Below are 23,351 nucleotides of genomic sequence, written 5' to 3'. Positions count from 1 at the left end.
GTCAGTGCCTTTCGGTGATAGTGGTTCGGGAAACGGCGGGAGCGGCCTCGTACCAGTCCTTCGAGCGGTTCACGATCCAGACGACCGACAGCATCACCGGTACCTCGATGAGCACGCCGACGACGGTGGCGAGCGCCGCGCCGGACTGGAAGCCGAACAGGCTGATGGCGGCGGCGACCGCCAGTTCGAAGAAATTGCTGGCGCCGATCAGGGCTGAGGGTCCGGCGACGCAATGCCGCTCGCCGGTCATCCGGTTCAGGAGGTAGGCAAGCCCGGAGTTCAGGTAGACCTGAATCAGGATCGGTATGGCCAGCAGGCCGATGACGGCAGGCTGTGCGATGATCTGCTCACCTTGGAAGGCGAAGAGCAGAACCAGCGTCGCAAGGAGCGCCAACAACGAGATGGGCTGGAGCTTTGCGAGTATTCCATCGAGTGCACGCATCGTTCCGTCAGCGGTGAGCCGGCGGCGGATGAGCTGCGCGATAATGACGGGCACGACAATATAGAGAGCAACCGAGAGGACAAGCGTGTCCCACGGCACGGTGATGGCGGAGAGGCCAAGGAGCAGGCCGACGATCGGCGCGAAGGCGACGACCATGATAGCATCGTTGAGTGCGACCTGCGACAGCGTGAACAGCGGCTCGCCGCGCGTCAGGTTGCTCCAGACGAAGACCATGGCCGTGCAGGGAGCGGCCGCAAGAATGATCAACCCGGCGATGTAGGAGTCGATCTGGTCCGCGGGAAGATAGGGGCGGAACAGCCAGCCGATGAGGAGCCAGCCGAGTAGTGCCATGGAGAACGGCTTGACGGCCCAGTTGATGAACAGTGTCACGCCGATGCCGCGCCAGTAGGTGCCGACCTGCGCCAGCGACCGGAAATCGATCTTCAGCAGCATCGGGATGACCATCAGCCAGATGAGGATCGCGACGGGGATGTTCACCTTGGCGATCTCGGCTGCGCCGATGATCTGGAAGAGACCGGGCATGAGATGCCCAAGTGCCACGCCGACGATGATACAGAGAAAGACCCAGATGGTGAGATAGCGTTCGAAGGTGGACATCAGGCGGACTTTCCTTCGGGGCTGGTCGTCCCGTCCATCGAGCCGATCTGGCGAAGCCTGGTCTCGAGCGCCATTCGATCGATCGAGGCGAGCGGGAGATTGATGAAGGCCATGATCCGGTTCTTGAGGAAACGGGCGGCTTGGGCGAAGGCGCGCTGGATCTCTACTTCCGATCCAACGACGGCGGCCGGGTCCTCGACGCCCCAGTGTGCGGTCATCGGATGGCCGATCCAAACCGGGCAGGCCTCGCCCGCGGCGCTGTCGCAGACCGTGAAGATGAAATCCATCTGTGGAGCGCCCGGCTCCGCGAACACATCCCAGCTCTTCGACGAGAAGCCCGTCGACGGATAGCCGAGCGCCTCCAGTTCCATCAGGGCATGCGGATTGACCGCGCCCTTCGGCTGGCTGCCGGCGGAATAGGCTTTGAACCGTCCGCCACCCTCCTTGTTGAGGATGGATTCGGCGAGAATAGAACGAGCGGAGTTGCCCGTGCAGAGGAACAGCACGTTGTAGGTCTTGTCGGTCATGGTCGTGGTCCGTGTTAGGTCTGCGGCTTGATAAGCTTCATGATGGTCGTCGATGATGGGCAGATGGAGGAAAGCTGGCGCGTCGCCAGCACCGCAGCAGGCACGCTGTCCCGCTGCACTTCAGAAAATCCGATGTTCGCGAAGAAGGAAGCCGCGCTCGTCGTTGCGAGGAAGACGCCGCCGTCAAGGTCGAGACTCGCCAACATCTCTTCGACGACGGCACGGCCCAGCCTTTGTCTGCGGTGATCGGGATGCACGACGACTGAACGGAGGAGGTAATCGCCGTCGCAGCGCTCGACGCCGGAGAAACCAACGATCTGGCCATCCGCTGACAGCGCCTTGAAGAAGGTGCGGCCGGCATCCTCGATGTCATCGGTAGGCAGATGGGCGTCCGTCAACGCCGCCTTGAGGTCAGCATCGCTGCCTGTGATCTGCTCCAGCTTGATGATGCTCATGACACCTTCGCCTCCGGGCCGCAGCAGGGCGCCAATTCGGCGATCAGCGGGGCGCAAAGCTCCGTCGATCCGCCGCAGCAGTCCTTCAGCAGGAATAGCGTCAGGTCACGCAGGCCGTTGAGGTCGGCGCGATAAATAATCGATCGGCTCCGCCGCTCGCTCGTGACCAGGCCTGCCCGCGACAACGTTGCGAGATGCGCCGACATCGTGTTCTGCGGCACGTCGATGAGACGGGCGAGTTCGCCGGCCGGGATGCCGTCTGGCTCGTGCCGAACGAGAAGCCGGAAGGTCTCCAGCCGCGTGGTCTGGGCTAAGGCGCCAAGCGCCGCGATTGCTGAATCGCTATCCATATATCTAGATTATTGGATATATTGATTTTGTCAAGCCCTCGTGATGGCCGCGATCAATCAAGCCTTTGAAATTTCACTTCAGCCGGGCGAGCGAATCGTCGGGCATGGCCCGAGTTCTGAGTGCCTCCGCAAGTGAGCCGGCGACAACCGCCCCCGGCCCGAGGACCTCGCCGGGCCTGAGGCCGCCTTGAAGCATGATGAGGATCATCGCTCGATCCCTCGGCCGGTCAATTACGTCCAGCAGGGTCCCCACCTGCTCGCGTGTCATTGGCCGCGGTACGCGCTCGACGCGCTTCAGGCGTCGTGCGCCACGGGCGCGCCTGCGCGCGATACCGCCACGCGCCAGTTCCTGCGCCGTTGCAAGAGGATTGCCGTCTACTCCAGCGAGATCGGCCAGCGCGAGATGGTCGAAGAAGTCGAGATTGCCGCCATCGCCCGGTTGATACTGGTTGGCGACAATGTCGTGCGCACAGCTGAAGGAAAAGACGTGATGCGGGCACGGGGACACGGGACGGCGCCGAGCCAAGCCAGGAGCTCTACGCTATGCGCGATACGGAAGCTGGAGAGCGTAAGGCCTGTCTCCGCAAGGAAACGGTAGAAAAGTCGGAGGTCATAAAGGTAGGCCGCCACGGTATGCGGTGAGCAGCCTCGACCAACTAGGCCGGTCGCAAAGCTGGCCGCAAGCGGATCGGCAACGCCGGTCTCGTCGACTAGCTCATATCGATCTTTCTCCAGTCGCCGAACGACATACATCGTTCCCTCCCGTCAGATCCCTCCAACGTGTCCACATAAACTCATAGAAGCCGTCGGCGACGATAAGGCAGCGGTTGGTCGTGAACTCCCGACTTTCCGAGCGGAAGTTATAGACCGGCTTTTTGGTCGGGCTCGGCCAGCTCCACCGTCGCTGGATGAGCTCCCCGGTGCCGCGCTCGCCTTCGACAGTCCGCACGATCGGCGACGTGTCGGTTATCTTGATATCCTCGCGCGCCTCGATGTTGGGCCTTCCCTCGGGAAACCGGATCTTAATCTTGCGATGCTCGAACTGTTCGATGACCGAGGCCAGTTCGACCATCAATCGATAATCATTGCACATGGCATCTCCAGCGCCGCGGCGATATGTCGGCTCGGCTTTAATCTAGCGCGCGTGCCAAGAATTTCGATGCAGCTGACGAAGACGGCTGAGCCTAGATTTCCAGTTGGAGCTGATCGGCGCGTTCGCTTCTGGCGTCGTCGGTGAATGCCGACAGGGTGACGCCGAGAAGTCGGATACCCTTCGCCGTCGGGAACAGGGGAGCAAGGAGAGCTTCGACCGCCGCGACGATCTCCTCGGTCGTTCCGAAAGGGGTGGCCTCGGTCCTGCTTCGCGTAATGATCTGAAAATCCGTGTACTTGACCTTCAGCGTGACCGTCCTCCCGTGAAGGCTCTTGTTCTGGCAATGCCGCCAGACCTTGTCGATAAGCGGCAATATCTCCCCGCGCGCTGCACCCAGATCGAAGATATCCCTGATGAAGGTATCTTCAGCGCCGACGGATTTTCGCTCCCGATCCGGCCGAACCGGCCGATCATCGATGCCGCGAGAAATGTTGTAATACCAGGTGCCGGGTTTCCCGAAATGCTGCTGCAAGAAGGCAAGCGACTTCGCCCTGAGATCCGCCCCAGTTAGGATGCCAAGGCGCTCCATTTTGGTGGCGGTCGCTGGCCCGATGCCGTGAAATTTCTTAACGGCGAGGCCTTCGACGAAGGCTGGCCCGTGCTTCGGTGTGATGACCGCTTGGCCGTTGGGCTTGTTGAGGTCCGACGCCATCTTGGCGAGGAACTTGCAGTAGGAGATGCCGGCAGAAGCGTTGAGGCCAGTGACGTCCTTGATGCGCGCGCGAATTCTCGTGGCGATCTCGGTCGCAATCGGAATGCCCTGCCTGTTGTCGGTGACGTCAAGATAGGCTTCGTCGAGCGACAGAGGCTCGATGAGGTCGGTATATTCCGCGAAAATTGTATGAATCTGCGCGCTGACCGAACGATAGACGTCAAAGCGCGCCGGCACAAAGATCAGGTCGGGGCAAAGGCGCTTCGCCGTCAGTGAAGGAAGTGCGGAGCGTACGCCGAAGGGGCGGGCCTCATAGCTCGCCGTCAGGACGACACCACGCGCCGACGGGCTGCCGACGGCAACAGGTTTGCCACGCAACTCCGGATGATCGCGTTGTTCAACCGACGCATAATAAGAGTCCATGTCGACATGGATGATACGCCGGACCCGCTCCTCGCGATCCGGCTTCTCGTCCTCGATCTCTGTCGACGTGACGGGCTGCATGGCTCATGTCCACATCGATCGCATCCGCGCACCGACATCGATGCGGATCTGCTTTGCGCTTCGCTCGCTTGCCGCGGCCGAGACCTTCGGCCAGCTTGTCGTCTCGAAATATTGCAGGAGCGTCGCCGGGATGAAGCGGGTCCGCGACGCGTAGACATGCCTGTCGCCTGCAGCAGACTGGCCATGAGTAAAAAAGCGCTGTGGTGTGATGAGGCTAAGATTGTCGCGCGCCCGCGTCATGCCGACATAGAGCAGGCGGCGCTCCTCTTCAAGTTCAGGGGTGGTGCCCGCACCGAGGTCGGATGGAATGCAGCCGTCGACAACGTTGAGCATGAACACCGAGCGCCACTCCTGCCCCTTGGCGCTATGGATCGTCGAAAGGATCAGATAGTCCTCGTCCAGCAGCGGCACGCCGGCCTGGTCGCTGGTGGCGTCCGGCGGGTCGAGGGTCAACTCGGTCAGGAAACGCTCACGGCTCGCATACCCGCTGGCGATCTGCTCGAGCTGGATGAGATCTTCCTTGCGGGTATCGGCATCCTCATGGATGCGATCGAGATGAGGCTCATACCACATTCGCACGGTTCCGATCTCTGCAGGCCAGCCAGCCTCGGCTTTCCGCAAGGCGGTGACCAGCGTCACGAAGGCCGGCCAGTCATCGCCCGTCTTGGCCGGTGGCGGGATTTCCGCGAGCGATTGCAGCGGCTCGGGATCGGCCGCGATCGTGTCAAGGATCTTGCCCGCGGTTTGCGGCCCGATGCCGGGCAGCAGTTTGAGCACTCTGAAGCCTGAAACCCGATCGCGCGGGTTTTGCGCAAACCTCATAACGCCCAACAAATCCTTGACGTGGGCCGCGTCGAGAAATTTCAGTCCGCCGAATTTCCGAAAGGGGACGTTTCGCCGGGTGAGTTCGATTTCGAGCGCGCTACTGTGGCTGGAGGTGCGGAACAGAACGGCCTGTTGCTTGAGGGAGACGCCCACTTCGCGGTTGGCGAGCACCTGCTCGACGATATAGGCGGCCTGATCGACCTCATCTTTGACGGTGACAAGCATCGGCCGCTGCTCCGACGCGCGGTCGGTCCAGAGGTCTTTCGTATAGCGCTCGCGCGCCAGTTCGATGACGGCATTGGCCGCGGCCAGGATCGGCTGGGTCGAACGATAGTTGCGGTCGAGCGTGATGACGTCGGCGGGCTTCGGCGAGAATTCCTGCGGGAAGTTGAGGATGTTGCGGATGGTCGCCGCACGAAAGGAATAGATCGACTGGGCATCGTCGCCGACGACGGTCAGGCCGCGGCCGCCGGGGGCCAGCGACATGAGGATCGACGCCTGCAGACGATTGGTGTCCTGGTATTCGTCGACGAGGATGTGGTCGAAGCGGTTGCCGACATCCTCGGCGAGCTCTGGTTCCGAAACCATCTGTGCCCAGTAGAGCAGCAGATCGTCGTAATCCAGGACGTTCTGCGCCTGTTTGGCCTCGGTATAGGCGGCGAAGAGCTGCTTCAGCTCCTCTTCCCATTCCCGTACCCAAGGATAGGACGATTTGAGGACGTCCTTGACTGGCACCTGCGAATTGACCACGCGGGAATAGATCGCGATGCAGGTGCTTTTCGTGGGAAACCGGGTCTGCTTGTTGGAAAAGCCCAACTCGTGCCGGACGAGGTTCATCAGGTCGGCGCTGTCCTCGCGATCATGGATCGTGAAATCTACGCTGAGGCCGATCTGTTCGGCATACATACGCAAGAGCCGCGCGCCGATCCCATGAAACGTCCCGGCCCAGGCAAGCGCGTCGGTCATGACGGCGTTGTCGCGGAGGACCTGCCGGCAGATGCGCTGCACCCGGCGCGCCATCTCGGACGCAGCCCGCCGCGAAAAGGTCATCAGCAGGATGCGGCGTGGATCGGCGCCGTTGACGATCAGATGCGCGACGCGGTGCGCCAGCGTGTTGGTCTTGCCGCTTCCCGCGCCGGCGATGATAAGCAGCGGTCCGCCGATCTGCCCCTCGGGCAGGCCAATGCCGTGCTCGACCGCCTCACGCTGCCGGTCGTTCAATTTTTCGAGATGCGCCGCCGCCATTTGTCCCCAGCCGCCTTAAGAAAATTTTCCTGCACCTCCAATCCCTGGATATCTCCTTGATGCAGCTAAGGGATTCGTTTCAACGACTTAGCCGAGGCTCGATTTCCGGGTCGGAGGCCCGATTGACTCGCGAAAGCAATCGGAACAAATAATGAACATATCAGCTTAGAGAACCGCTGCAAACCCTAAAGGAGCAACAATTCTGCCGTGGTCAACCGTGCCCTCAACCCTGTGCTGGCGGAGCTTCGCGAGCGCATTGGCCAGCTGGAAGGCGGCTCGCAGCGCGCAAGGCAGGTTTTGCCTTTCGGCGTTGCCGAGGTCGACCAGGCATTGCCGGGCGGAGGGCTCGCCTTCGGCGCGCTGCACGAGGTCGCCGGCGGCGGGGGAGGGACGGTCGATGGGGCAGCTGCGGCGCTCTTCGTCGCCGGCATCGCTGCCCGGTCACGGGGCAAGGTGCTCTGGTGCATGACGCGCCCGGACCTGTTTTTTCCCGCGGTTGCCCAGGCAGGTCTCCATCCGAATCGTGTCGTGTTTTGCGAGAGCGACCGGGAGGAGGAGGCGCTATCCGCCATGGAGGAGGGGTTGTCCTTTGGTGGGCTCGCCGCCGTGGTCGGCGAACTTGTTCGTCTGCCGATGAACGCCTCGCGGCGCCTGCAGCTCGCGGCCGAGAAGACCGGGGCCATGGGCATCGTGCTCCGACGTTGGCGACGACAGAACGAAGCCTCTGATTATGGGCAGCCGACGGCTTCGACGACGCGGTGGCGCATCAGCACGCTGCCGTCGGAACGGCTGCCGGTCGCGGGCGTCGGGAGGGCGCGCTGGCTGGCGGAACTGATGCGGGTGAAGGCGGGCGAATGCGCCGAATTTGAAATTGGAGCCCCCGATGCCAAGGGTCGTATCTGTCTACTTCCCACTTCTCCCAGTCGAACGGATCCGGCGTCACGCTGGCGAAGCCTTGCCGGCTGACACGCCGCTGGTCGTCGTTTCCCGCAGCGGCTCGAAGCGCTGGGTTTCGGCCGCCGATCCGACAGCCCTGAAACTCGGTCTCCGTATAGGCATGCCCGCCAGCAAGGCACAGGCGATGGTCGCCGATCTCCTGATGGTCAATGCCGCGCCAGCCGAGGATGCCGCGGCGCTGGAGCGCTTGGCGCTTTGGGCACTCCGGCAATATAGCCCTGTCGTCGCGGTCGATGGCGCCGATGGTCTCGTCATCGACACTGAGGGGGCTGATCATCTGCGTGGCGGCGAGGCGCTTTTGGTCTCCGGCCTCGTCAATTTGCTGCGCGGCCGCGGGCTTACGGCACGCGCTGCCGTTGCCGACACCTGGGGCGCTGCGCACGCACTCGCGCGGCTGCTTTCGGCCGAAACAACCGTGGTGCCGACGGGCGATGTGCCAAAGGCGGTCATCGACTTGCCGATCGTCGCTCTCCGGCTGCCGGCGGAGACCGTCCAGGGCCTGCGCGTTCTCGGCATCGACACGGTCGGGCAGCTCTCTGCCATGCCGCGCGCGCCGCTGACGCTGCGGTTCGGCCCTGAGCCCGCGCGCCGATTGGACCAGATGTTCGGGCGGGTCGCCGAACCGATCAAACCGATCAGAACGCCGGAGCTGATCGAGGTCGCAAAGAATTTCGCCGAACCTATCGGCGCACCGGAAACGATCGCCAAATATGTCTGTCGGCTGGTCGGCCAACTCTCCTCCCGTCTTGCGGAAGACGGTCTCGGCGCGCGGCGCTGTGACCTCTTCATCCATCGCGTCGATAACACCAGGCAGCATCTGCGCGCCGGCCTCGCCAAACCGGTTCGCGATCCGGCACGGCTTTCGAAACTGCTCTGCGATCGCATTGAGACGATCGATCCCGGTTTCGGTATCGAGAAGATGGTTCTGGTGGCGGTTTTCGCCGAACCGCTGGAGGAGCGGCAGGTTGCCTCGTCGCTCATTGAGGAGGAGGTAGCCGACATCACGCCGCTGGTCGACATTCTCGGCAATCGTGGCCACAGGCTGTTCCGGGTTGCGCCCGTCGCCTCCGATGTGCCGGAGCGTTCGGTGCGGCGCATCGCCGCGACCGCGCCTGACATCGGTGAGGCATGGGCAGTCAAATGGCCGCGGCCGACGCGGCTTTTCGCAAACCCGGAACGCATTGAGGTTGTCGCGCTTCTGCCGGACCAGCCACCGGCGGTCTTCACCTGGCGCGGCAAGCGGCGGAAGGTTGTGCGTGCTGATGGCCCGGAGCGGATTTTCGGGGAGTGGTGGCGCAGACCACGCGAGTTCCAGGCGGTCAGAGATTATTTCGTGGTCGAGGACGAGCTTGGCGAGCGCTACTGGGTCTATCGCGCCGGCGACGGCATCGATCCGGAAACCGACTCGCACCTGTGGTTCGTGCATGGGGTGTTCGGATGACGCGCTACGCCGAACTGCAGGTCACGACGCATTTCTCGTTTCTCCGCGGGGCATCCAGCGCACACGAACTGTTCGCCACGGCCGCCGCGCTTGGCATCGACGCGCTCGGCGTCGTCGACCGCAACAGCCTCGCCGGCATTGTGCGAGCCTGGGAGGCAGCGAAGACCGTCGGCGTTCGGCTGGTTGTCGGCTGCCGGCTCGACCTGACCGACGGCATGTCGATCCTCGTCTATCCCATGGATCGCCCGGCCTATTCGCGGCTGACGCGGCTGCTGTCGCTTGGAAAAGCGCGCGGGGGCAAGGGCAATTGCCTGATTGATTTCGCTGACGTCGCCGAGCATGCCGCGGGCATGATCGGGGTGCTCGTGCCGGACGAAGCCGATGAGGCCTGCGCCGTCCAGCTGCGAAAAATGGCTGAGTTGTTTGGTGATCGGGCTTATGTGAGCCTCTGCCTGCGCCGCCGGCCGCTCGATCGTGTACGCCTGCACGGTATCGCCACGATGGCAGCACGCTTCAAGGTTCGCACGGTCGTCACCAACGACGTGCTGTTTCACGAACCCGGCCGCCGTCAGCTTCAGGACGTCGTGACCTGCATCCGGACGCGGACGACCATCGATGATGTCGGTTTCGACCGGGAGCGCCACGCCGATCGCTTTCTCAAGGCGCCCGAGGAGATGCACCGGCTTTTTGCTGAGTACCCGGAAGCGCTCGCCCGCGGCCGCGAGATCGTCGATCGCTGCAAGTTCGATCTCAAGGAACTACAATACCAGTACCCGGAGGAGGCCATCGTGCCCGGCCTTGATCCGCAGCAATCTCTGGTCAAGTTCGTCTGGGAAGGCGCTGCGGTTCGTTATCCCGAGGGCGTGCCGGAGAAGGTCCGTAAATCGCTGTTCGACGAACTCGAACTGATACGGGTGATGAACTACGCTCCCTATTTTCTCACCGTCTATTCGATCGTGCGTTTTGCGCGCTCGAAAGGGATCCTTTGCCAGGGCAGGGGCTCGGCCGCCAATTCCGCCGTCTGCTATTGCCTCGGCGTCACCTCTATCGACCCCGATACCAACGACTTGCTCTTCGAGCGCTTCATCAGCCAGGAAAGGGACGAACCGCCGGACATCGACGTGGATTTCGAGCACGAGAGGCGCGAGGAGGTCATCCAGTGGATCTATGAGACTTATGGCCGGAGCCGGGCCGCTCTCTGTTCGACCGTCACCCGCTATCGGGCGAAGGGAGCGTTGCGTGACGTCGGCAAGGCGCTCGGCCTGCCGGAGGATATGATCGGACAGCTCTCGTCCGGGGTCTGGGGCTGGTCGGAAGGGGTGTCCGAACGCCAAATTCGAGAGAACAACCTCAACGCCGCCGACTACCGGCTGATGTTGACGCTGGAATTGGCACAGCAGCTGATGGGCGCGCCGCGCCATCTCGGCCAGCATCCCGGTGGCTTCGTGCTCACCCATGACCGTCTTGACGACCTCGTGCCGATCGAGCCTGCGCGCATGGACGACCGCCAGGTTATCGAATGGGACAAGGACGATATCGAGGCCCTGAAATTCATGAAGGTCGACGTGCTGGCGCTCGGCATGCTGACCTGCATGGCCAAGGCCTTCGCCTTGATGGCCGAGCACAAGGGCGATCCCCGCGACCTCGCCTCGATCCCGGCCGAAGACGCGAAGACCTATGCCATGATCCGCAAGGCCGACACGCTCGGTACATTCCAGATCGAAAGTCGGGCGCAGATGTCCATGCTGCCGCGCCTGAAGCCACAGACCTTCTATGACCTCGTCGTTCAGGTGGCGATTGTTCGGCCTGGGCCGATCCAGGGGGACATGGTGCACCCCTATCTTCGCAGGCGTGAGGGCAAGGAGCCGGTTATCTATCCGACGCCCGAACTTGAGGCGGTGCTGTCGAAAACGCTCGGTGTTCCGTTGTTTCAAGAGTCGGCGATGAAGGTGGCGATGGTCTGCGCTGGCTTCACCGGCGGCGAGGCGGACCAGTTGCGGAAGTCCATGGCGACCTTCAAGTTCTCCGGCGGGGTCAGCAAATTCAAGGACAAGCTGATCGCCGGGATGGTCAAGAACGGATATTCAGCCGAGTTCGCAGAGCAGACGTTTTCGCAGCTCGAAGGGTTCGGCTCCTACGGCTTCCCGGAAAGCCATGCTGCCAGCTTCGCATTGATTGCCTATGCGTCGAGCTGGGTGAAATGCCATCACCCGGACGCCTTTTGCGCGGCGCTCCTGAACTCGCAGCCCATGGGTTTTTACGCGCCTGCCCAAATCGTTTCGGACGCGAGGGCGCATGGCGTAGAAATCAGGCCCGTCTGCGTCAACGCTTCTCGTTGGGACTGCACGCTCGAGGAGATCGACGGAAGCCGCCTCTGCGCCGTTCGCCTTGGCATGCGGGTGGTGAAAGGGCTTTCGACCGCGGACGCCGCCCGGATCGTAGCGGCGCGCGCCGACGAACCCTTCGAATCTGCCGATGGCCTGTGGCGGCGATCTGGTGTGCCGACGGCCGCTCTCGTGAAACTTGCCGAAGCCGATGCCTTCCTGCCGTCGCTGCAACTCCAGCGTCGCGACGCGCTGTGGGCCATCAAGGCGCTACGCGACGAGCCGCTCGAGTTGTGGGCCGCAGCCGCCGAGCGCGAGGCGCGGCAGGTCGCTGAAGTGCAGGAGCCCTCGGTGGCTTTGCCCTCGATGAGGGCTGGACACGAGGTAGTTGAGGACTATTCCCATACCGGCCTGACCCTCCGGCAGCACCCGGTCGCCTTCCTCCGAAAAGACCTTCGCGAGAAGCGTATGGTCACTTGCGCCGAGGCCATGGCTGCGCAGGACGGGCGCTGGCTGATGACCGGCGGGCTTGTGCTTGTGCGCCAGCGGCCGGGTTCGGCGAAAGGCGTCATGTTCATGACGATCGAGGATGAGACCGGCATCGTCAACGCGGTGGTCTGGCCGACGCTGTTCGAGCGTCAGCGCCGTCTGGTGCTCTCGGCCTCGATGCTGGCGATCAACGGCAAGATCCAGCGTGAAGGCGATGTCGTTCATCTCGTTGCGCAGCGGCTGTTCGATCTATCCGATGATCTCGGCCGGCTGGGCGAACGGGACGAGCAGTTTCCCTTGCCGCATGGCCGGGGCGACGAGTTCGCGCGCGGCAATGGCGCACCGGATCCGCGCGAGCGGCCGAAGGCGGCGGCGCCGGCAAGGGACATCTACATACAAGACCTCTTGATCGATCGGCTGAAGGTCAAGAGCCGGAATTTTCATTAGCCGACGCAGAGAATGTCATCCGCAAAGGGTTCAGCAAAACGGACCTCTACCCGTAATGCCCTCCAAGGTCGGTGAAGGTGAAAGATCCGGTTGGGAGCCCTCGCGCAGGATAAGGTGGAACATTCGACCATAAGGTGCGGCAAACTCATCAAACGATGGTCTCAAGGATCTCATATTCCGCAATGAATACGCCGGGACCGCTGTTTAGCAGCAGCAAGAGGTTGGACTGTGAGATGGGCGCGGTCACCACCTTTTCGATCTTCGTGGCCGCCCACTCCATGTCTGGATCTGCAGCGATATCGTCGCGCATGGCGAGCACCGCGCGTCTTGCCTCGTCACGATCGGCGAAAAAAATGTCCCTCAGCCCGGTCGGCTTCCAGCGCTCCGCGAGCGGAACTGCTGCGTCGGAATATGTATAGAAGGTGTAGGTGAGTCCTTCAGCCAACGGTTTCTCCCTGAAGCAGTTTCGGCGGTGCGCCCCCGCCATCCATGCTCATTGACCCCGTGATCGGGGAGTTGGAAACCGTGTGAAACGGCCCTGAGCTTTTAGTTCGGAGAACCTGGACATAGCTTCAGGCTCCCCGACCAAAAGGCCAAGGAGTGTGATGCTGTATCGGCCAGCATCAACCGTTCACAGGGGTTTCCACGCCCCAAAGCGGCGCGTACCGCTTCGCCGCAGACGTTATGTCATCCCGTTGAATTTGTCCTGAAATTTCTTCATCCGCCCGCGCAACGCGCCACTTTTCAAACCAGCCCGATGGCGCGGGCGGCCGGGAATGGGAAAGGCGCGCCGGCGAAGGGAGAGGGAGAGAGGGGCGGAACGGCGGCGGCGGGTTGAGAGGCTGGAGAGAGGCTCCGGCTGCCCGCCATGGAGCCGCCCCCATGCATCATCACCTGAACGTCGATCCTGCAGGCCAGCGAACCGCTTCTTTCACACCGCCTTCAATATCGATTACTCGTACCTTTCCATCGGTCTCCATCGTCCCGCCCATCGTGGACCTTCTCGAACAGGGCGCGGCCGTCGCCATCGGTGTTTCGGGCGGTAAGGACAGCCAGGCCGCAGCCATGGCGACCTTCGAGTATCTCGATCGCATCGGACATTCCGGCCCGCGCCTGCTGATCCATGCCGACCTCGGCTCGGTGGAATGGGCGGATTCGCTGCCGACCTGCGAGCGCCTGTCCGATCGCCTCGGCGCCGAACTCATTGTCGTCCGGCGCAAGCAAGGTGGGCTGATGGACCGCTGGGAAAGCCGCTGGCGATCCAACGTCGCGCGTTACGAAAACCTCAGCACTGTGACGCTCGTTCCATGCTGGAGCACGCCAGCGATGAGGTTTTGCAGGTCCGAGATGAAGACCTCGAAAATCCACGCGGAACTCAAACGTCGGTTCTCTAGACTGCCGATCGTCAGCGTGACCGGCGTCCGGCGCGAGGAAAGCCCGCAGCGCGCCCGCGCCGAAATCTTCGATCACAAGCCGGGCGAGCGCATATGGTCCTGGCGGCCGATACTCGCCTCGTCCGAAGCGGAGGTTTTTTCGTCGCTCGATTTCTGGCGCATCGAACCACATCCCGCCTATCGCCGGTTTGGCCTCACGCGTGTTTCGTGCCGCTTCTGCATCATGTCGAGCCTTCCTGATCTGGTAGCCGCAGCGGCGCAGCCGGAAGCACACGATCTCTATCGCCAGATGGTTGGCCTGGAAGGCCGCAGCACGTTTGCGTTTCAGAGCAGCCGGTGGTTAGGCGATATCGCTTCCCATCTCCTTCAGCCGAACATCCGTGACCTTCTCAGCATGGCGAAGGAAAAGGCCGACCGCCGCCGCGAGGCGGAACGCCGGCTGACCAAGCCGATGCTTTATGTGAAAGGCTGGCCGACCCGGATGCTGTCCGACGGCGAAGCCGATCTTCTCGCGGAGGTACGCTCGGAGATCAGCGCGATGCTGGGATTTCGTGCCCGCTATCGTGATCGGGCATCGATCCACGCGCGCTATGCCGAGCTGCTCGACATGCACGCAAGCAGGGGGAGGGCCGCATGAGCGACACAGCACCCTCCCGCCGCCTGCTCATTCTGTCCTGCTCGATGACCAAGCGCGATGGTCCGCAATATATGCTGGCGCGTGACCGATATGATGGTCCGATCTGGCGCACACTGCGTCGTGTCGATCCCGAAGAGCAGAAGGCACGGGTTGCCTTCCTGTCGGCCGAGTACGGTTTTCGCGAGGCCAGGACGACCATCGAAAACTACGACCGGCGGATGACGCCGGAGATCGCGGCCGCGATGAAGGCCGGCGGCCTCGGCACGCGATGGCCGCTACCAAAAACCCAGCGGCACGTGATGCCGTCGGGTGAGCATCCGGGGATGCACATCGCCTCGATGACAGAGCACGGCCGGAAACCGTTCGTCGAGGTCTGCCTGGTCGGAAGCGCTTTCTATGTCGATGTCATGCAGCACTTCTTAGACCTGTTTCAGGAGGATGGCTTTGTGACGGGGAGCGCACCGGTCACGGAAATCTGCGCGCCGATCGGCATCATGCGGCGACAGATGACGATCTGGTTGAACAGGTCCCTGCAGGACGCCAGCGGCGACGCGGGCGCTGGCGTCTGGGGTTGAGGGCGGCGGAACGGGAAAGAGGGGGAGGGGGGCAGGGGGTTTCGTGGCGGATTGAGGTGGCTGGAGAGAGGCTCCGGCCGGTCCGCCGCGGAGAAACGACATGGCACAGGCCATTCAGAAAATCGCGCTCAACGTCGGGCGCGACATTCCCTTTAACAAGCTCGTCCTCAGCCAGCAGAACGTACGTAAGACAAAGGCCGGGGTCTCGATCGAAGAGCTTGCCGACGACATCGCCCGCCGCGGGTTGCTGACCAGCCTCAATGTCCGCGCCGAACTCGACGCCGAGGGCAAGGAGACCGGCATCTACCGCATCCCCGCCGGCGGCCGCCGCTACCGTGCCCTGAAGCTGCTCGTCGACCGCAAGCAGCTTTCGAAAGCCGCGGCCATCCCTTGCATCGTCAGTGCAGGCGAAACCCTGGAAGCCGAAGATTCTCTTGCCGAAAACACCAAGCGCATCGACCTGCATCCGCTCGACGAGTTCCGTGCGATGATGGTCCTGCGCGAGGAGGGGCTCGACGAAGAGGAAATCGCTGCCCGCTTCCACATCTCGGTTGCGACAGTGAAGCAGCGCCTGCGGCTCGCCTCGGTCTCGCCGCGCCTGCTCCAACTCTATGGTGACGACGAAATGAGGCTCGCCCAGGTAATGGCATTCTCCATCACCAAGGACCATGCCCGCCAGGAGCAGGTCTGGGAAACGGTTTCACGGGCGCAGAACCCGGAACCTTACTACATCCGCCGGCTACTCACCGAGACGGGGGTCCGCGCAACGGATCGCCGCGCCGTCTACGTCGGTATCGAGGCCTACGAGGTTGCCGGCGGCGCAGTCATGCGCGACCTTTTCGAGCAGGACAATGGCGGGTGGCTCCAGGACCCGGCGCTGCTCGAGCAGCTGGTGCTGGAGAAGCTGACCGCCGATGCCGAGGCGCTGAAGGCGGAGGAAGGCTGGAAGTGGGTCGATGCGGCCATCGATTTTCATTACGGCCATACCTCCGGTCTCCGCCGCTTCTATGGCAAGCAGGCCGAATGGAGCGAGGAGGAACTCGCTCGCCATGATGCCGTGAAGGCGGAATACGACAAGCTCGACGCCGACTATGCCGCCGCCGAAGACTATTCCGAGGAAACCGAAGCGCGGCTCGAAGAGCTCGGCGACGCGTTGGATGCGCTGAACGGCCGGCCTCACCTCTTCGATCCGGATGACATCGCTCGCGGTGGCGTCTTCATCTCGCTGGCCGCCAATGGCGAACTGAAGATCGAACGCGGTTATGTCCGACCCGAAGACGAGCCTGTCGTCGACGCGGAGGAAAGCGATGGCGTCGAGCAAAATGGCGATGCCGGCGACGAGTCCATCGCCTCGGCGGAAGGCGGTGCGACTGTCAACGGCACGCCCGTTGGTGTCGAGGAGCCGGATGAAGACGACGGCAAAGTCCGGCCGCTGTCGGAACGGCTCATAGAGGACCTGACCGCGGCCCGCACGCTTGCGCTCAGGAATGCGCTCGCCAATGAGCCGATGATGGCCTTCATCACCGTGCTGCACCTGCTTGTGCTGAACACCTTCTATCACTTCCGCTCGGCGTCTTGCCTGGAAATCACGGTGCAGCATTCGGTCTCGACCAAGACGCAGGGCCTTTCCGACACGGTCTGGGCGAAGGAAATCGAACAGCGCCAGGAGAACTGGGGGCACGACCTTCCCGGCGACGCCGATGCGGTTTGGGCCTACCTGATCGCGCTTGATCATGACAGCCGGATGGCGCTGTTTGCGCATTGCGCGTCGATGTCGCTGAACGCCACGATCCAGCAATGGAACCGGCGGACCAAGGAAAACCAGCATGCCGTGCAGCTGGCCCAATCGATCGGGTTCGGCATGGTGAGTGCGGGCTGGACGCCGACCGTCGACAACTATCTCGGTCGCGTTACCAAGGCGCACATCCTGCAGGCCGTTCGCGAAGCAAAGGGCGACCAGTCCGCGCAGCTTATCGATCACCTCAAGAAGCCGGATATGGCGCGCGAGGCAGCTCGGTTGCTCGACGGCAGCGGGTGGCTCCCCGAAGTGCTGCGCTATTCCGCCGATGAAATCGCCGAGGAGGTTGGGACTTCGGAGGCGAACGATGCGGTGACCGTCGACGGTGAGGACGTCGAAGCCGGCGACGTCGTGCTGCCTGCCTTCCTGACCGAAGATCTGGATGGCGAGCAGACGGCCTTCGATGCCGATGACGACAAGGGCGGGCATCTCGAGGCCGCGGAATAATTCCTCGAACCACCAATGATCGAAGGCCCGGCCATCGCGCCGGGCCTTTCTATTTATCGAACCTCGGAGACGAACATGTCTTTCATGACCATCTACGAACGCGCGCCAATCGGCTCCCTGATTGCCTGGACCGACGGTACGCGGCGTCCGCCGAAACGCACCTCCACCCTGCACCCTGAGTGGCTATTCCACAACAATCGCGGCCGCTTGGTCAGAACGCAGGGTGAGCGGGGCAGCGGAGATCCGGGATTGTGCCCAGCAATAACCATCTTGAAAGGCGATTTCACCGAAGCGGGCGTGGTGGCCAACAGTTCTGCCTACACCTTCCATATCGACTACCCGCTTCAGTTCACGATCGTTGAACGGCCGCCGATTGGCTCTGTTCGGGTCTTTGACCGACCAGGTCGCGACGCTGAGCTTGTCTATCTCGCGAGCAACCGCGCCGAGGCGGAGCATTGGGCCATGGTCGAGGGAATTCGGTATCCCGATTCCGTATTCGAGGAAGTGACAGCAGACGAGGTCGCGGCTGACTTGGTGGAAGGGAGGATGGCGTAATGTTGAACGATACTCCTCGCGCCTTGATCGTCCCTGACAACGCCCGTCAGAATTTTCTGCCTGCCCTTTTCGGTGGTTCACACCTGATCGTCGCAGAGAATGCTGTCTATGCCTGGATGGAGAGACTGAGTCCGCTCGATTATCGTGGAGGATCCTGGGATTTCTACGAGTACGAGAACAAGCCGCTTTTCCTCGCTCCGATATCGGAGACACGATTCCGAATTACGGGTGATGTCACGTGCTTCCAGGGCGAGGTCTCCGCCGAGGCCGCCGGCATCATCGCAACGATGTTCACCTTCTCCCACCTGTCATTTCAGTTCGAGACCGAACGACTCGTAGAAGGCCACGAGCGCCTGGCGGATCATCCCGAAGCCTCCGAGATTTTCCGCGCGATCGACTAAGCGGCCTCACCGTCCCGTCTGATCTCCTTCCCCTTCCACCCCGCCGGCCCGGTTGGCGCGATAGCGCCGGCCGGGCCCTTTCGTTTCAGGAGCAATCAACATGAACACCATGATCCCCAGTCCATCCCCTGTATCCGCCGGTTTCAAGGTCGACATCTCCCGCGGCGAGCGCATCGGCCGCGTGTCGTCGGAATGGTTCTCGCGTCCCGACGACGAGCGCTTCCTCTCGCTGTCCGATCTTCACCGCGCGGTCAGTGAGCGGGCCGAGCGCGCCCGCGTTCGCACCGTCGAAAGTGCCGATATCCGCGTCGAGGCGACCCGCGACAATGCCGAACGCCTCTCCCTCATCGTCCCCGGCAGCCGCGTGCCGTTGGCGCCGACCCACTGGAGCTACGGACAGCTCTGCAGCCTCGTGGGCGCGCCGGCGAGCTATATGCGCCAGTTGCCGGCCCCGCTTGCCGCGATCAACCTCCAGCACGGCCTTCTCAACCACAGCGCCGAGATGGTCAAAACGCTGGAGATGGATGACGGGCGTGTCGAGCTTCGGGCGGTGACCGGTCCCGAATACGGCCGCATCTGGGACAAGGACCTTGTCGCCGCGGTGATGAGCATCGCCGGTGATGGCGTCGGCGACACGATGTGGAAGGTGCCTGGCGTACTGGACTGGTCGACCATGACCCACAACCCGTTCGTCGACATCACCAAGGATACGACGACGCTCTATGCCAGCGATAGGGACGTGTTCCTGTTCCTCGTCGACGATACCCATCCGATCGAGGCCGGTCGCCTCCCGAACGGTGAGCCGGACCTCTATTTCCGCGGGTTTTATGCTTGGAATTCCGAGGTCGGATCGAAAACGCTTGGAATTGCAAGCTTCTACCTGCGAGCGGTCTGCGCCAATCGGAATCTGTGGGGCACGGAAGACTTTCAGGAAATCACCATCCGGCACTCGAAGTTTGCGGCCCAGCGTTTCGCGCATGAAGCCGCGCCCGCGCTGTTGAATTTTGCCAACTCCTCCCCCGCACCCTTCATTTCCGGCATTCGCGCTGCTCGTGCGCGGGTCGTCGCCCGCAACGAGGAGGACCGTTCCGATTTCCTGCGCAAGCGCGGCTTCTCGAAGGCCGAGACGGGCAAGATCATCGAGACGGTGCTGTCGGAAGAGGGACGGCCGCCGGAGTCCATTTTCGATTTCGTGCAGGGCATCACCGCCTTGGCGCGCGGGAAAGCCCATCAGGACACGCGGCTGGAAATCGAAGGCAAGGCGCGGAAGTTGCTCGAAAGTGCGGCCTGATCGCTCACCCCACCCGACATTCGTTGACCAACCCGACCATGGCGCCGGGTTTTCCGTCTTCACCGAAAGGCAATCCCATGACCAAGCTCGAAACCAGGATCTATATCCACCCGCCAATCCCGCTCGCCGACTTCACGCCGCTGGAAAAGCTTGTTCTTACGCATGTGCTCGAATGCAGCGAGGCCGATGTCGGCCTTGTCCTCTTCAGCGATGTGGGTTCCAACAATACGATCAGCGTGAAGCGCAAGCCGCTGCGCGAAGCGTTCCGAGCCTCGGCGTCGCAGGCGGAGAGCGCGCTCAACACCTTCATAGCAAGCCGCGTCCTCGCGCTTCTACCGGCGCCGTCAAGTGCGGACGATATGGACGCGACTGTTGATATCGATCTCAGCGCGTTCCCGTGGCCGTTCATCATCCAGGATATCGTCTCGCGGTCGCCGACCCTGTCGGAGGTCACGGTGATCCAATGGATGAACCATCCGTGACAGCGTTTCGAGACCTACAGCGCCAGCGTCTCGCTGATCACTGCCAAGGCCATTCATCACGCCACCAGCGATGATATCCTGGCCCGTTTCCGATTGCAGGATCGCGGCCTGTCGCTTCCAGGCCCATTGCCTGCCTCGTCGTCTGGGACGCCGGCGTCTAGCGGACACCGTTTGCTCACGGTCGGGGAGGCCGAGGCGGCTCTCTGCATCTGGGAAGCCATGCTGTATTTCCGAGGCCTGCACGAGGACAGACGTGCTGTTCCCGATGGCATCGTCCAGATGTCGAAGCTATGGGACGGCGCCGGTTGGCAGGCCATGCGCTTATGCGTCCTGGAGATCGTGCCCCTCGTGCAGGATGTCTACGCCGCCCTTTCCGGTGCCCTTGAGGAGGGCGGCTTCACTTTCGATTTCGACTTCGTTCCGGCAGTTGTTGGAACGCTCGTCTGGTCGGAGGACGGACCCCATCGTGAGGGCGAACCTGAGGATTTCCTCGAAAGCGTCATAGCGGCGGTCATACGTCGGCGACAGGATGTTGCGGCCGCTGCTCTGGCCGCATCAAACACCGGCCGATGACCTGGTCAGACGCCGATCTCGGCGACGTCCTGTACCGGCGGCGTCTCAGGAAGGCGTATGTCGATACCGTGGGCAGCTTCCGTGGCAGTCTGCTCTGCCGCAATCTCGTCGCCAGCGCCTTTCAGGTCGATCCGTCCCCAGATCGAGGTCTCTTTCCGGGTGAGGCGACGGCGGTTCTTGAACTCGACGACGAACGGCTTCTTCTCAGATTTCATGATGTTCCGCTGAGCAGGCGATGGACATTGATGCAGCAGGTGTTGTTATTCGCCGGGACCTGTCAACGGCTTATGGCGCGGTATCCCGTATTACGGAAGCCGCGGAATCTCGCCGTCCGCCACCCGCCAGATCCAGGGGGTGATCTCCGGCCGCGCTGCGATCATGTCGGCGAGGGCGCGGTCGTATTCGTCGTCGACCGTAGGGGGAACAATGAACATCGCGACGGGGGCCGGCTTCTGTTCCGGGAGGGTCACCGAAACGATCGGCGCGGCGCGCGGCAGGTTGAACCGCAGCCCCTTGACGATCTTCCGCTTCAGATGCCCGAGTTTCTCCAGAAGTCGCAGGTCATGAATGTCCTCGAAGGGCAGCCAGTGCTCGTTGACAACCATCAACGCGACCTCTTCGACCGATGCGATGCCCGCGGTGGAGATCCCGAAGGTGGCGATGGCGATCAGGTGAAACGCCTCGTTCGATCGCCACAGTTCGAGTTCGATCTCGTAGTGGGCCGCGAGCCGTCGCCATGCGCCATCGTCGACCATCAGCGGGAAGGGCATATGCCGCACGACGATCTTCTGGCCTTCGCGGGCCGGGGAAAACTCCTTCACCTCGGCGACGATCATCATCAGCTTGCGCGTTCCCCCTCCCGCCGCTTGCACACCCTTCAGCGCCGCCGCGCGCCTGGCGGCAATGCCATCCCTGTCGTCTGCCTGAAACACTTCCGGCACATAGAGCATCTCGCTCAAGGGGCCGCCTCTCGCCGACATCTGCGAGGCGGCATTGAGAAGGCTGGAGCGAACCCGCCCCCACCCCCGCCGCCCGGCCCAGGCCGACCGCCACTCGGTCAATTCGCCCGCCTCCCAGAGATAGTGGAGCATCGCCTTCAGCGACAGTTTGCGGGGTTCGCTGCGGATTCCCGGCTCGGAAGCTTCTGTCGGCGCGGCAGGCGCTGCCCGAGGCCCGCGTTTCGTCAACGAGAAATCCAGCTTCAACTCGGCTTTGCCGCTGGCATCGATCTGGATAGCGCTTCCGATCAAGGGTCCCAGACCGGAGAGCTCGTAAGGCGGCTCATAGGAAGGGCAGGCCGGATCGTGCTCACGCCCTGAAAGGGGCATCCGTTTGACCACGAACTGATCGTCTATCCGCGCGATATACATGGCGACCGCCGGATCCTTGCACATGCACAGAGGCCGCATCCGCTGCTCGTAGGCATCCGATAGAACCGCTCGAAGGTCCGGCGAGGTTTCATCGCATGTCTGCTCGCCAATGATGAATTTCCGCACCGTCGCTCTCCCTTGCTCCGATCGAGGTTACATCGCGATCCCAGTTTTTACTATCTAAAATTAGTGAGTAAAAGTGCCGGGCTGGCCGATCCGTTTAAGGGCCGACGGAAAGGGATCGTTGCAATCCGACCCTCCTCCCGTCACGCACGGCGGAAATCGGAAATGCCGAGGCGGGGAGGTGCCAGCGGCTGCGGGGAAGAGGGAGGCTGCGGGCCGATCGGCCCGGCTGATCTTGGAGAGAGCGCCTATCGGATCGGGCTTCTCCCCCGCGCTCCGAGGAAACCCCCATGAACGACCTTCTCTATAGACGCCTGCGCATCCGGGCCGACGCCGGCTGGCGCCACGTTGTCCGCGCCGCTGCCTTCCAATTCGACCGTCAGATGCGGTATGACCCCGCCTTCCGCGCCGCGCGCAAGCGCCTCTATCGCTCGATGCTCGCCGAGTACCGCGCCGACCAGCGCGACCTCGCCAACGCCTTCCGGTTTTGAACCACCTCAATCCTTTCCATCCCATCGCCCGGCGACAGCCGGGCTTTTCGCTTCAGGAGGAGACCATGGCGATACCCGAATATGCCCGAGCCAATTTTGGGACGCTGCTTCGCGCCGCCCAGGACGGCAATCTCGCGCTCATGGAGTGCCTAGATACCCGCACCGAGGAAACCCGTTTCGTTCTCTGTGCGGTCGGGCGCGCCGATGGCGACTATGTGTTCACGCCGTTTGGTCACCTCGCGGACGGCAATCCGTACAACGCCTACCTTCCTCCGAACCCCGGCAATGCCGGTGGATTTCTGAGCGGGAGCGACGCGAGTTCGGACGAGACCTCGACGGCTGCCGACAACAAGCGAGGCGGCCATGGAAACCCGACGTAAATCGCGACCGGTCGCACGACGGCATCTCGCCCATTCCCTTTACTCGGCCGACCTCGGCGAGCACGATCCCGGCCGCTATCGGCTGACGCCGCCAGGTGCTCCCGATGTCCCGGCGCTCGTGCGTCCAGGCATGGCGGTGCGGACCTCCTACGGTTCGGGCGGCATCGTAATCGCCGTCGAAGGGCCGGTTATCCATCGCGCCCCTGACGGCAGCGAGTATCCACATTTCACGATCGTCTATGTGCCGGCCGGCCGCGTCGGCCGGCACACGAAGCTCGATCGCAACTGGATCAACGAGTGCGTCGCCGTCCACGGCCGCATTCTGAAGCTGCTCGAAGCTAATAGCTACGAGATTTTTGTCGAGCCAGCGGTCGCCGGCCGGACCTGATTGCCGCGGGCGAAGGC

Annotated in this window: 24 protein-coding genes and 2 pseudogenes; 14 read left to right on the top strand and 12 right to left on the bottom strand. The window is 62.7% G+C overall.

Features of this window, described 5'->3' with window-relative positions; genetic code table 11:
- Nucleotide 1 precedes the first annotated feature (1 nt).
- From arsB to VGN93_RS14320, 9 genes and pseudogenes are all read right to left on the bottom strand, one after another.
- Nucleotides 2-1,060, bottom strand: coding sequence for an ACR3 family arsenite efflux transporter (arsB, locus tag VGN93_RS14355; RefSeq protein WP_327507984.1), 1,059 nt, complete (start codon nucleotides 1,058-1,060; stop codon nucleotides 2-4).
- Nucleotides 1,060-1,587 carry an arsenate reductase ArsC gene (locus tag VGN93_RS14350; RefSeq protein WP_327507983.1) on the bottom strand — a complete coding sequence of 176 codons (528 nt, stop codon included), beginning with the start codon at nucleotides 1,585-1,587 and terminating at the stop codon, nucleotides 1,060-1,062. Before VGN93_RS14350 ends, arsB begins: the two co-directional genes overlap by 1 nt.
- 14 nt (nucleotides 1,588-1,601) lie before the next feature.
- Nucleotides 1,602-2,042 (bottom strand): arsenic resistance N-acetyltransferase ArsN2, encoded by a 441-nt coding sequence (arsN2, locus tag VGN93_RS14345; RefSeq protein ID WP_319324550.1) that lies wholly within the window; start codon nucleotides 2,040-2,042, stop codon nucleotides 1,602-1,604.
- Entirely contained in the window at nucleotides 2,039-2,392 is a 354-nt protein-coding gene (locus VGN93_RS14340) for a metalloregulator ArsR/SmtB family transcription factor (RefSeq protein WP_319324549.1), read from the bottom strand. Before VGN93_RS14340 ends, arsN2 begins: the two co-directional genes overlap by 4 nt.
- Nucleotides 2,393-2,465: 73 nt before the next feature.
- Nucleotides 2,466-2,900 carry a hypothetical protein gene (locus VGN93_RS14335; RefSeq protein ID WP_319324547.1) on the bottom strand — a complete coding sequence of 145 codons (435 nt, stop codon included), beginning with the start codon at nucleotides 2,898-2,900 and terminating at the stop codon, nucleotides 2,466-2,468.
- 8 nt (nucleotides 2,901-2,908) lie between these two features.
- Nucleotides 2,909-3,145 (bottom strand): annotated as a pseudogene (locus tag VGN93_RS31315) (site-specific integrase); the annotation flags it as partial.
- Between the two features lie 37 nt (nucleotides 3,146-3,182).
- A pseudogene (locus VGN93_RS14330) lies at nucleotides 3,183-3,485 on the bottom strand (SOS response-associated peptidase); the annotation flags it as partial.
- Nucleotides 3,486-3,576: 91 nt separating this feature from the next.
- Nucleotides 3,577-4,701 (bottom strand): DNA polymerase IV, encoded by a 1,125-nt coding sequence (gene dinB / locus VGN93_RS14325; RefSeq protein WP_319324546.1) that lies wholly within the window; start codon nucleotides 4,699-4,701, stop codon nucleotides 3,577-3,579.
- A gap of 3 nt (nucleotides 4,702-4,704) precedes the next feature.
- Nucleotides 4,705-6,771: an ATP-dependent helicase gene (locus VGN93_RS14320; protein ID WP_319324545.1), complete on the bottom strand. Its 2,067-nt coding sequence runs from the start codon at nucleotides 6,769-6,771 to the stop codon at nucleotides 4,705-4,707.
- Between the two features lie 207 nt (nucleotides 6,772-6,978).
- Between VGN93_RS14320 and VGN93_RS14315 the strand changes: the two genes are divergently transcribed.
- The 3 genes from VGN93_RS14315 to VGN93_RS14305 are packed head-to-tail and all read left to right on the top strand — an operon-like array spanning nucleotide 6,979 to nucleotide 12,429.
- Nucleotides 6,979-7,737: an ImuA family protein gene (locus VGN93_RS14315; protein ID WP_319324543.1), complete on the top strand. Its 759-nt coding sequence runs from the start codon at nucleotides 6,979-6,981 to the stop codon at nucleotides 7,735-7,737.
- A complete protein-coding gene (locus VGN93_RS14310) occupies nucleotides 7,655-9,169 on the top strand; it encodes a DNA polymerase Y family protein (protein ID WP_319324542.1) in 1,515 nt (504 codons plus the stop codon). The genes VGN93_RS14315 and VGN93_RS14310 overlap by 83 nt, the downstream gene beginning before the upstream one ends.
- Nucleotides 9,166-12,429 carry an error-prone DNA polymerase gene (locus tag VGN93_RS14305; RefSeq protein WP_319324540.1) on the top strand — a complete coding sequence of 1,088 codons (3,264 nt, stop codon included), beginning with the start codon at nucleotides 9,166-9,168 and terminating at the stop codon, nucleotides 12,427-12,429. Before VGN93_RS14310 ends, VGN93_RS14305 begins: the two co-directional genes overlap by 4 nt.
- A gap of 148 nt (nucleotides 12,430-12,577) precedes the next feature.
- On the opposite strand, the gene VGN93_RS14300 is transcribed toward VGN93_RS14305, so the two are convergent.
- Complete coding sequence (locus VGN93_RS14300; RefSeq protein WP_319324538.1) at nucleotides 12,578-12,874, bottom strand: hypothetical protein; 297 nt, start codon at nucleotides 12,872-12,874, stop codon at nucleotides 12,578-12,580.
- Nucleotides 12,875-13,311: 437 nt separating this feature from the next.
- Here VGN93_RS14300 and VGN93_RS14295 point away from each other — a divergent pair, with 437 nt between their 5' ends.
- From VGN93_RS14295 to VGN93_RS14260, 8 genes are all read left to right on the top strand, one after another.
- Nucleotides 13,312-14,460 carry a phosphoadenosine phosphosulfate reductase family protein gene (locus VGN93_RS14295; protein ID WP_327507982.1) on the top strand — a complete coding sequence of 383 codons (1,149 nt, stop codon included), beginning with the start codon at nucleotides 13,312-13,314 and terminating at the stop codon, nucleotides 14,458-14,460.
- Nucleotides 14,457-15,035, top strand: coding sequence for a hypothetical protein (locus VGN93_RS14290; RefSeq protein WP_319324535.1), 579 nt, complete (start codon nucleotides 14,457-14,459; stop codon nucleotides 15,033-15,035). The genes VGN93_RS14295 and VGN93_RS14290 overlap by 4 nt, the downstream gene beginning before the upstream one ends.
- A 100-nt stretch (nucleotides 15,036-15,135) precedes the next feature.
- Nucleotides 15,136-17,280, top strand: coding sequence for a ParB/RepB/Spo0J family partition protein (locus tag VGN93_RS14285; protein WP_327507981.1), 2,145 nt, complete (start codon nucleotides 15,136-15,138; stop codon nucleotides 17,278-17,280).
- Nucleotides 17,281-17,355: 75 nt separating this feature from the next.
- On the top strand, nucleotides 17,356-17,835 hold the full coding sequence (locus VGN93_RS14280; RefSeq protein ID WP_319324533.1) for a hypothetical protein: 480 nt from the start codon (nucleotides 17,356-17,358) through the stop codon (nucleotides 17,833-17,835).
- Nucleotides 17,835-18,236 (top strand): antirestriction protein, encoded by a 402-nt coding sequence (locus tag VGN93_RS14275; protein ID WP_319324532.1) that lies wholly within the window; start codon nucleotides 17,835-17,837, stop codon nucleotides 18,234-18,236. The genes VGN93_RS14280 and VGN93_RS14275 overlap by 1 nt, the downstream gene beginning before the upstream one ends.
- Before the next feature lie 100 nt (nucleotides 18,237-18,336).
- Nucleotides 18,337-19,527, top strand: coding sequence for a DUF932 domain-containing protein (locus VGN93_RS14270; protein WP_319324531.1), 1,191 nt, complete (start codon nucleotides 18,337-18,339; stop codon nucleotides 19,525-19,527).
- A gap of 77 nt (nucleotides 19,528-19,604) precedes the next feature.
- A complete protein-coding gene (locus VGN93_RS14265; protein WP_319324529.1) occupies nucleotides 19,605-20,009 on the top strand; it encodes a hypothetical protein in 405 nt (134 codons plus the stop codon).
- Between the two features lie 171 nt (nucleotides 20,010-20,180).
- On the top strand, nucleotides 20,181-20,582 hold the full coding sequence (locus VGN93_RS14260) for a hypothetical protein (protein ID WP_319324528.1): 402 nt from the start codon (nucleotides 20,181-20,183) through the stop codon (nucleotides 20,580-20,582).
- A 5-nt stretch (nucleotides 20,583-20,587) separates the two neighbouring features.
- Here the strand turns inward: VGN93_RS14260 and VGN93_RS14255 are convergent, their stop codons facing one another.
- Entirely contained in the window at nucleotides 20,588-20,797 is a 210-nt protein-coding gene (locus VGN93_RS14255; protein WP_319324527.1) for a hypothetical protein, read from the bottom strand.
- 90 nt (nucleotides 20,798-20,887) lie between these two features.
- Complete coding sequence (locus tag VGN93_RS14250) at nucleotides 20,888-22,078, bottom strand: DUF1173 domain-containing protein (protein ID WP_327507980.1); 1,191 nt, start codon at nucleotides 22,076-22,078, stop codon at nucleotides 20,888-20,890.
- 287 nt (nucleotides 22,079-22,365) lie between these two features.
- On the opposite strand from VGN93_RS14250, the gene VGN93_RS14245 reads away from it, so the two are divergent.
- The 3 genes from VGN93_RS14245 (at nucleotide 22,366) to VGN93_RS14235 (ending at nucleotide 23,334) form a co-directional block, all read left to right on the top strand.
- A complete protein-coding gene (locus tag VGN93_RS14245) occupies nucleotides 22,366-22,566 on the top strand; it encodes a hypothetical protein (RefSeq protein ID WP_319324523.1) in 201 nt (66 codons plus the stop codon).
- 65 nt (nucleotides 22,567-22,631) lie between these two features.
- Nucleotides 22,632-22,946 (top strand): DUF6117 family protein, encoded by a 315-nt coding sequence (locus tag VGN93_RS14240; protein WP_319324521.1) that lies wholly within the window; start codon nucleotides 22,632-22,634, stop codon nucleotides 22,944-22,946.
- Nucleotides 22,930-23,334, top strand: a complete 405-nt coding sequence (locus VGN93_RS14235; protein WP_319324519.1) for a hypothetical protein — start codon at nucleotides 22,930-22,932, stop codon at nucleotides 23,332-23,334. The genes VGN93_RS14240 and VGN93_RS14235 overlap by 17 nt, the downstream gene beginning before the upstream one ends.
- The last annotated feature ends 17 nt before the right edge of the window (nucleotides 23,335-23,351 follow it).

Origin of the sequence: Shinella sp. (genome assembly GCF_035998705.1) — a bacterium.
In the GTDB taxonomy this organism is placed as follows: domain Bacteria; phylum Pseudomonadota; class Alphaproteobacteria; order Rhizobiales; family Rhizobiaceae; genus Shinella.
This window is presented reverse-complemented; position numbering and strand designations above follow the sequence as displayed.

Bases quoted from the DNA above. Each gene is read 5' to 3' on its own strand.
- arsB (WP_327507984.1), bottom strand. From the start codon at position 1,060: ATGTCCACCTTCGAACGCTATCTCACCATCTGGGTCTTTCTCTGTATC.
- VGN93_RS14350 (WP_327507983.1), bottom strand. From the start codon at position 1,587: ATGACCGACAAGACCTACAACGTGCTGTTCCTCTGCACGGGCAACTCC.
- arsN2 (WP_319324550.1), bottom strand. From the start codon at position 2,042: ATGAGCATCATCAAGCTGGAGCAGATCACAGGCAGCGATGCTGACCTC.
- VGN93_RS14340 (WP_319324549.1), bottom strand. From the start codon at position 2,392: ATGGATAGCGATTCAGCAATCGCGGCGCTTGGCGCCTTAGCCCAGACC.
- dinB (WP_319324546.1), bottom strand. From the start codon at position 4,701: ATGCAGCCCGTCACGTCGACAGAGATCGAGGACGAGAAGCCGGATCGC.
- VGN93_RS14320 (WP_319324545.1), bottom strand. From the start codon at position 6,771: ATGGCGGCGGCGCATCTCGAAAAATTGAACGACCGGCAGCGTGAGGCG.
- VGN93_RS14310 (WP_319324542.1), top strand. From the start codon at position 7,655: ATGCCAAGGGTCGTATCTGTCTACTTCCCACTTCTCCCAGTCGAACGG.
- VGN93_RS14305 (WP_319324540.1), top strand. From the start codon at position 9,166: ATGACGCGCTACGCCGAACTGCAGGTCACGACGCATTTCTCGTTTCTC.
- VGN93_RS14295 (WP_327507982.1), top strand. From the start codon at position 13,312: ATGCATCATCACCTGAACGTCGATCCTGCAGGCCAGCGAACCGCTTCT.
- VGN93_RS14290 (WP_319324535.1), top strand. From the start codon at position 14,457: ATGAGCGACACAGCACCCTCCCGCCGCCTGCTCATTCTGTCCTGCTCG.
- VGN93_RS14285 (WP_327507981.1), top strand. From the start codon at position 15,136: ATGGCACAGGCCATTCAGAAAATCGCGCTCAACGTCGGGCGCGACATT.
- VGN93_RS14280 (WP_319324533.1), top strand. From the start codon at position 17,356: ATGTCTTTCATGACCATCTACGAACGCGCGCCAATCGGCTCCCTGATT.
- VGN93_RS14275 (WP_319324532.1), top strand. From the start codon at position 17,835: ATGTTGAACGATACTCCTCGCGCCTTGATCGTCCCTGACAACGCCCGT.
- VGN93_RS14270 (WP_319324531.1), top strand. From the start codon at position 18,337: ATGAACACCATGATCCCCAGTCCATCCCCTGTATCCGCCGGTTTCAAG.
- VGN93_RS14265 (WP_319324529.1), top strand. From the start codon at position 19,605: ATGACCAAGCTCGAAACCAGGATCTATATCCACCCGCCAATCCCGCTC.
- VGN93_RS14255 (WP_319324527.1), bottom strand. From the start codon at position 20,797: ATGAAATCTGAGAAGAAGCCGTTCGTCGTCGAGTTCAAGAACCGCCGT.
- VGN93_RS14245 (WP_319324523.1), top strand. From the start codon at position 22,366: ATGAACGACCTTCTCTATAGACGCCTGCGCATCCGGGCCGACGCCGGC.
- VGN93_RS14240 (WP_319324521.1), top strand. From the start codon at position 22,632: ATGGCGATACCCGAATATGCCCGAGCCAATTTTGGGACGCTGCTTCGC.
- VGN93_RS14235 (WP_319324519.1), top strand. From the start codon at position 22,930: ATGGAAACCCGACGTAAATCGCGACCGGTCGCACGACGGCATCTCGCC.